This window comes from Corynebacterium sp. HMSC064E10 (assembly GCF_001812505.1).
GTDB lineage: Bacteria > Actinomycetota > Actinomycetes > Mycobacteriales > Mycobacteriaceae > Corynebacterium > Corynebacterium amycolatum.
Map to the genome: position 1 here is coordinate 114,649 of NZ_KV809170.1, position 7,386 is coordinate 122,034.

Consider the following 7,386-nt stretch of genomic DNA (forward strand, 5'->3'; position numbering starts at 1 on the left):
TTTATGCCTCTACGACAGAATTATGTTGTTGCGTTGTCTTTGTTGTCGTTATCTGTGTTGGAGGAGGTCTCTGGAATTTCAGCGAAGTAAGAGAAATAGTCTCGCAGCATTCGGCGCCTAATGTTCTGTGACGCAGGCGTGAATCCATTGCCCCAATATAGGAAGGTCCGGAACAGGTCGTAGTAGTCGAGCGCCGGAATAGGTCCGGGCAGGGCAGTTGCAATTTTCAAGATACGCGAAACGTTAAGAATTGCCTCTTCCGCATCGAGTGAATAGATGAATTGCAGGCGCTGGCCAACGGAGTCGAGGTCGTCGGGATTAGCCTGAAATTGTTCGCCAGTTTTCTTCGCTTGAGCAATTGAGACTTGTCGAGCCCAATGCCCGACCCTCCGAATCTTCTTTTGTCCATTTGTATCTGTTGTGTTCGATGGTCGGTAGTGAGGAACTTGGTCGAATTCTGCTACCAAAGCAAAGAGACGAACGAGTGATGTTATTTGATGGTCGGAAAGTGTCGGATCTGCATACGGAAGAACATGCGGATAGGCGTAGTGCTCGGTTGCTGGTGAGGCTCCGCGACGCAGCTCTGCTCGAGTCTTTCTCCAACGGGGTGACTGGATATTTGCGTCGTCTCGTAAGGCGAGAACGCTGGCTAACCGCGTTGCCCACATTGCGTGGACACTATTAGCTTCGGAAGATGTCATTAGAAACTCTCCTCGGTACTGGCCGGCTTGGGTATTAAGGCTTGTAATCCATTTCGGAGTTGTGCTCGGACATATGCGATTCGTGCTGGCTCCTGAATGGAATGGGGATTGACAACTTCATCAAATGCGCACAACGACGCGTCAATACAGCGGTCTCTGAGGTCGGTTGGCATCTCGTAGCTGTGCGTAAAAGGTGAAGGAGACTGAGCTTTATAGAATCTGCGAGCGTCGTTCAATATGTCCTGGTAAACCGCTGAAATATTGCGCCAGAAAGCGTTTGAAGCGTCCTGCTTTCGGTCAATCATGTCATCTAAAACTGCGGGTGGGTACTTAGATTTCGTGGGTTTCCTGCTAAACACTTGACATACCCTGCGATGCAGCTGGTTGATAAGTTTAGCTTGAAGCTGAATGTCCTCTTGTAAGTCTTCGTCGACATCGAATGCCCATTCCGCAGATGAGGGAAAGAAAACTTCGCTGGCGCGAATATTTGGTGAGCTAGCTGTACCTGCAATTAGGTGTTGTGCGAAAATGAGCGGCGCGTCGTTGGGTAAGCGGGATAATGCGCGGCTTGAGATTCGAGCATGCACTTTGTTTGAACGGTTATTTGCGGCCCACTCAACGGCAAGGTCAGTGTTGTCTCGCCCCAAGTCGACACGAACTAAGGTTTCGCCGCCTTTTTCACGCGTTTCATACAGGTAGAACGGGTCAAGTGTATTGCGTTGATCCCACCATTCTTTGTATGTCGTTTTATTTGTGCCCATCTCGGGTTTGAAGTACCACTCTTCGGGGATGCCGCCTGTGCGAACTCCATTAAGTACCCCATCTTCCCAATGGCATGCTGGAGCATTGGAGCTCCATGTGGCTCGCCAAAGTGGATGCGCCTGATTTGGAGCATCCGGGAGTGTGGAATTGTTGCACGTTCGATCTGCCCAAGCCGGAAGGCCACTGCCTTTTACCCATGATGTCGGTATTTGGTACAGCAAGGTTTCCAGAAGGGTATCTCCGGTTTGGATAATCTCAGTCGCGGTGTAATCGGCGCCCACAAAACGCATGCCTGGAGCTCCCATTTGGCATTTGTCTCCTGCGTAGTTGTTATTTCCCGCCATTGAGAGGTGGTGGTACACCACGAGAGCTAGCAGAGCGTCGGGCAGTGCTAAGGCTGGGGTCCCGTCATTGATTAGGTTCCAGTACGTCTCGCCCTCGTCGGGGAGCATTGCCGGTGAGAGCTTTTTAATGGGGAAATGTCCAGCCATCAGTAGGTGGGCTTTGTCCTTTGGGCCATCGCATGGCAGTGGTGGACGTTGAAGAAAAGGCTGAATTGAATCAAAGGGGTCGCAGCCCGGAGCTAAATCTGCAATTGCCTGGTCGACAGCATTTTCTGGTAGGCCGCCCTGAACAATTTCTTCGATTGGGGTTGATGTGTGACGTAAAGCCACTGCTGTGATCTCAGCGAGGAAACGTAACTGCGCCGTGAACTGATATGCGGCGCCATCTACGCTGATGGCGGTGTCTTGCTTATGTGATGAAAGAAGGAGGTCTCGAACGGTTGAGCGACCGTTCGGTGTTCTTAGGAAGGGTGAATCCGTGAGAGCATTTATCTTCATTCGTAGTTCACTTTCGCTAGGTACTGCTTTATGGTACCGATGAGGTTAATACGCCGCAAGCAATTGCCGAATATAAGTATTAATAAAACTGGTTGGCTATTTGAGAGTGCCTCCACGAGCGCGGAGAAGGTGTGCAAATAGCCGAATATAACGAAGTACCTCCACGAAAGCGGAGACCAATTTCACTGTACCGTTGATGCTGTAAATAGAGAGGTTTTCATGACAGCAACAGTATTTCTGACTAAGGTTCCAGTGCATTCTTTGCTTTCGCGAAGAATAGACAAGAAAAAGAGCTTTGTCCCGTCGTCGATTGACTCTCCGTTGTTCCGACACAGGGCTGTGATGAGCCTCTTTGGGGAGTTTGATGCAAATCCCAGGCAGACAGGAAAAATTCTTTTCCGAGTTGATTTCACTGCAGGTCACCCCCCGTACTTCCTTATCCAGTCTTCGGTGGAACCTGTACATCTCGGTGAGCTTCGAGGGGCTGAAAGTCGTACTGTGGAATTATTCGACCTTGAGCCCGGTCAGCCAGTTGTCTTTCGTGTAGCTGTCAATGCAGTTCGTCGAAAGCGTGAACAGCATGATGGAAAGATGAAGACCATCGTGACGCCCGTGCCATATGACCAAGAAATAGACGCAATTGAGCAGGGGCGGACAACAATTACTCCGTGGATTCAGAACAAACTCGCTGGAGCCTTGAAGGAGGTGCAGTTGGTTAACCATCAGCGAGAGGTGCTGAAGGCCACCGAACGGGAGTCTTCCCGAATGGCCATTCAGGTTGATGTTTTGGATGGTGCTGCGCTTGTCGACGATCCAGAGGCTCTAAACAGATTGATTCTCGAAGGCGTCGGCAGGGAAAAGGCGTATGGCTGCGGGATGCTAAGCGTGAAGGCAATTCCATGAGTGACTCACTTGTCCATTCCGAGCTCTGGGCAAAGAAGGGTGAGAACGCTGAGACGTATCCGCTTTTAGCACACATGCTTGATGCAGCTGCGGTAGGTACTTACTTGTTTAGGCATTGGCTTCGACCCGAGCTGCGCTTCCAAATAAGCGATGCACTGGGAGAAAATGCGGAGTGCATCGTGGCCTGGGTAGTGGGTATGCATGATTTAGGAAAAGCCAACCCGCTATTTCAGTTTCAGCACATGCGGGACGATGAATCGTGGCGAAAAGTCCGATCCGAGATTCGTGACAGTGGAAATTACGAACCCGTTCCACGGGAGAAGATGGAGCGCTGGAATAGGTACAGCGATCTTCGTAGGCATGAACGCGTATCTGCAATCGGTATCGGCGGAATGAATCTCGGGGATTCAACCATCGGAGAACAGTGGGCGACACTGCCAGCTTTAGGTCATCATGGCTACTTTACCCTTCCCTTCCGTGGAAAGATGCATTCATCCTCCATGAAACGTGCCGATGAGATGCTCAAATGGGAAGGATGGAAGACTGCGCACGAGAATATTCAAGAGTGTTTTGAGAGGGCCGTCGGGGTATCGCGAAACGAACTTCCCGAAGAGTGTGACCCTGCGGTTTCTATCCTTTTATCTGGACTGACCGTGCTGGCTGATCGTTTGGCATCAAATAATGAGTGGGTTGAGAACGCGCAAGCAGCCACAAGCCGAGGTGAGCTTAATCTCAATGACCCAACCGAGTGGTATCGAGTTCAGCTCGAGAGGGCAGACGAATACGTCCGTGAAAACCTTGGCATCTACTCTGGCTGGGAATCGCAGGAGCACGCAGAGTCAGTTATTCTGCAGCAACGTAGTCCACGGCACATCCAGAAAATAGTTCGTGACGCTGGTGACGGGCTTGTCGGAGTCATGGCTCCGACTGGAATCGGGAAGACAGAGGCGGCTCTGCTTCGCCATGCGCAGAAGAATGAGCGCCTCCTGTTTTTACTGCCAACCCAAGCAACAACGAATGCATTAATGAGACGTGTGCAGCGTGCTTTTTCTAGCACGCCGAACGTAGCGTCGTTGGCTCATAGTCTCGCGAGTGTTGAGGATTTTTACGACACCCCAGTAAGTAGCTTCCATGATGATACGGAAGGGGATCCTAGCTGTAGAGAATCTGGCGGACTGTATCCCGCATCATTCGTGAGAGCCGGGATGTCACGACTGATGGCAGCTGTATCGGTGGGAACGGTTGATCAGAGTTTGAAAGCCGGACTCCGTACAAAATGGCTACATTTACTATTATTGTCCTTGGCCAATGCCCACATCGTTGTTGACGAAGTTCATACGCTTGATCATTATCAGACAGAGCTGCTGAGCACTGTTCTTGAGTGGCTTGGCAAAGTTGGTGCACGAGTAACTCTTCTGACTGCTACCTTCCCGAGCTGGCAATACAGACGACTTGTACATGCATACTCAGGAGTGAAGGTTGACAAACCTGCTGAGTTTCCCGCAGTAGCGGTTGTTCGTCCTCGTCGCCAAGTTCAAAGTGTGCAGCGGGAGGAATGCGCACTAGAGCATAATTCTGGGGGCGAACGGGTCAAGAAGGCTGAGGAGTCTAAAGTAGTTTCAGTTCTGCCATTTGATGTTCTACGACGAGATATAGAACTTAATCACACAAAGATCAGTCACTCCGACAATTGCCGTGCTCATGCGGAATGGGTAATCCAACAACGCTTACGGTTCCCGCAAGCACGTATTGGAGTAATTGTGAACCAAGTGGATTGGGCTCAATCAGTAGCGAGACAATTGTCCGATGCAGGGCACAATGTAGTCGTGCTACATTCCGCGATGACTTCGGAACATAGACGTCGTAACGCAGAGTTGCTGGAAAAAATAATCGGACCTAACGGTAACGCCACTGGTGTGACCGTCGTAGGTACGCAGGCGATTGAAGCCTCGCTCGATATTGACATGGATATTTTGACTACGGATTTGTGTCCTTCAGCTTTGCTGATTCAGCGAATCGGTAGGGTGTGGCGAAGGCAAGATACGTCAAGAAGCGAAAGAATTCCTGAGATTCACACTCCATTGATTCGAGTGGTCGATGGTGTTGAAGTAAGCGAAAAACTGCGATATCCGTATTACAAAGCGGAGATGCTTCGCACATCGCGGTGGATCCAGCAGCATCGAGTTCTGAAGATGCCGGAGGAGTGTCAGGAATTCGTGGATGCTGCTTCAGTGAGTTTTGACGATTTGAAGAACCCGTCTGCAACGGATGCTGATTTCGATCAGGTTGCAGCTGAAAGCCTAATGGCGCGTAAGGGTAAAAGCGTCTCTTACGAAGTCGAAGAGATCCTAGACCCCGAATACCGCATGGCCAATCTCCATGAGAACTTTAGTAATGAGTCTGCTCTATCTTTGGATGGTGGTGATGCTAGAACTCGCCTTATCGAGGAGGAGTCAGTGCGAGTTATTCTCCTGGATTCCGGGGACAGCATTCCAGGCGGATGGCAAGGAGATGTCGAGGAACTGAGATCGATTCGCAGCGGGGATCGTGAGCGAATCCGCAAAGCGCTAAGGGCTTCTATGCCGATGAGACAGAGCAAGTTCTCGCAGATTGAGTCTCCAATCTCACTGGCCGATGCTAAAACTCTCTTGAGTCAGTACTATGCCGTCGAGGCGCATGAACTCTACGATTCTTTGGTTGGTTTCTTAGGATTCAGCGGGAAAGCGACCGGTGTGTAGTGACTTATTCAGAGGAAGCTATTGCATTCTCTCAAATTCCAGCAGGACACCAGGTTCGTTTTGAAGATAGAGTTAGTTTCCTCTACCTCGAGCGATGTAGCGTGCGCCAGGACAAGACCGGTGTTGTCGCTTATTCGAAAGTCGAAGGCGAGTCGCTGATTCAGCGTGTGCAATTACCGGTTTCAGGTTTGGCTGTGCTGCATTTAGGGCCTGGGACGAGCATTTCAGCGGCGGCCATGACTTCGTGTACCCGTGCAGGGGTGACAGTCATGTTCACCGGTGGGGGAGGAGTGCCTTCTTATTCCTACTCTGTGCCATTGACGAGCTCTGCTCGATGGGCGATTGCCCAAGCCAAGCTTGTATCATCGGAACGTAACCAGAGGAAAGCTGCGGTTATCCTGTATCGGCGCCAGCTTGGGTTGGACATTGATTCCGAAGAGACTAGCATCGCCGTGATGCGTGGACTCGAAGGCCGGATGATGAAACAGACATATCGGTCTTTAGCCCGAGAGCATGGTGTCAAGGCTTTTCGGCGTGATACTACAGCTGAAGATTCGGTGAACTTGTGCCTCAATTTGGCGAACTCAATGTTGTACGGCTGTGCCGCTTCCGCCTGCCAAGCTTTGGGGATTAACCCTGCGCTGGGAGTAATCCATCGTGGCGATGCCCGTTCTTTGTTGTTCGATCTGGCTGATTTATATAAACCTGAAGTTTCACTTCCGTTGTCTTTCCGATGCTCGAAAAGTGGTGACGCTCTAAAAGAAGTTCGGAAGGAAATTCGCCGTGAGATTCATCGAAGGGGCATGTTGAAAGAGATGATTGGAGTATTAATGGAGATTCTCGAACCGTATCTGCCAGAAAGAGACGATGACCGGTTGATTGCGGGACGGGGCGACGAAGTGGCTGGGCATACACAGTATGGAAATCGACCCCAGTAACAGTAGGTGCGTCCCTTATGTTTTTGGTACTTACTGCATCTAATTTGCCGGAACATCTCCGAGGGTATCTAACTCGTTTCTTAGTTGAAGTTGATACTGGAGTTTTTGTCGGTAACGTGTCGAGACGCGTTCGTGATAATCTATGGGGCCGGTGTAGCCGAGCTATAGGTGAGGGACGTCTAACGATGATTAATAATGATCCCACCCGAGAGCAGGGGTTCGCCGTAAATACGATGGGGAGTAATCGCCGAGTGATTCAGGACTTCGATGGTCTGTTGCTGCCTGTGACCTTATCTGCCGAAACTCGCGGACTTGAAGAAACTTCTTCGTAAAAACCGCAGGTCGGGAACTCTCTTCTCCGCATACGCGGAGGTATTTCCCGATAAGGCGCTGGGCGAGTTCCTGGTCAAGACTCTTCTCCGCATACGCGGAGGTATTTCCTGACCCCACACCCACTGATAGTGGCGGGCGATCTCTTCTCCGCATACGCGGAGGTATTTCC

The 7,386-nt window shown here is 50.7% G+C and carries 7 protein-coding genes; 5 read left to right on the forward strand and 2 right to left on the reverse strand.

Annotation, left to right across the window (positions count from 1 at the left end; all coding sequences use genetic code 11):
* Nucleotides 1-20 precede the first annotated feature (20 nt).
* Both HMPREF2860_RS00500 and HMPREF2860_RS00505 read right to left on the reverse strand, forming a co-directional pair.
* Nucleotides 21-701 carry a type I-E CRISPR-associated protein Cse2/CasB gene (locus tag HMPREF2860_RS00500; RefSeq protein ID WP_070605285.1) on the reverse strand — a complete coding sequence of 227 codons (681 nt, stop codon included), beginning with the start codon at nucleotides 699-701 and terminating at the stop codon, nucleotides 21-23.
* Nucleotides 701-2,305, reverse strand: coding sequence for a type I-E CRISPR-associated protein Cse1/CasA (locus tag HMPREF2860_RS00505; protein ID WP_070605286.1), 1,605 nt, complete (start codon nucleotides 2,303-2,305; stop codon nucleotides 701-703). The genes HMPREF2860_RS00500 and HMPREF2860_RS00505 overlap by 1 nt, the downstream gene beginning before the upstream one ends.
* Before the next feature lie 219 nt (nucleotides 2,306-2,524).
* On the opposite strand from HMPREF2860_RS00505, the gene cas6e reads away from it, so the two are divergent.
* Genes cas6e through HMPREF2860_RS11320 form a run of 5 tightly spaced genes read left to right on the forward strand, consistent with a single transcriptional unit; the run spans nucleotide 2,525 to nucleotide 7,328 of the window.
* Nucleotides 2,525-3,208, forward strand: a complete 684-nt coding sequence (gene cas6e / locus HMPREF2860_RS00510) for a type I-E CRISPR-associated protein Cas6/Cse3/CasE (RefSeq protein WP_070605288.1) — start codon at nucleotides 2,525-2,527, stop codon at nucleotides 3,206-3,208.
* On the forward strand, nucleotides 3,205-5,946 hold the full coding sequence (locus tag HMPREF2860_RS00515; protein ID WP_070628442.1) for a CRISPR-associated helicase/endonuclease Cas3: 2,742 nt from the start codon (nucleotides 3,205-3,207) through the stop codon (nucleotides 5,944-5,946). Before cas6e ends, HMPREF2860_RS00515 begins: the two co-directional genes overlap by 4 nt.
* Entirely contained in the window at nucleotides 5,946-6,884 is a 939-nt protein-coding gene (gene cas1e, locus HMPREF2860_RS00520; protein WP_070549970.1) for a type I-E CRISPR-associated endonuclease Cas1e, read from the forward strand. Before HMPREF2860_RS00515 ends, cas1e begins: the two co-directional genes overlap by 1 nt.
* A gap of 17 nt (nucleotides 6,885-6,901) precedes the next feature.
* Nucleotides 6,902-7,216 (forward strand): type I-E CRISPR-associated endoribonuclease Cas2e, encoded by a 315-nt coding sequence (cas2e, locus tag HMPREF2860_RS10825; RefSeq protein ID WP_083296872.1) that lies wholly within the window; start codon nucleotides 6,902-6,904, stop codon nucleotides 7,214-7,216.
* Nucleotides 7,197-7,328: a hypothetical protein gene (locus tag HMPREF2860_RS11320; protein WP_256375127.1), complete on the forward strand. Its 132-nt coding sequence runs from the start codon at nucleotides 7,197-7,199 to the stop codon at nucleotides 7,326-7,328. Before cas2e ends, HMPREF2860_RS11320 begins: the two co-directional genes overlap by 20 nt.
* Nucleotides 7,329-7,386 lie beyond the last annotated feature (58 nt).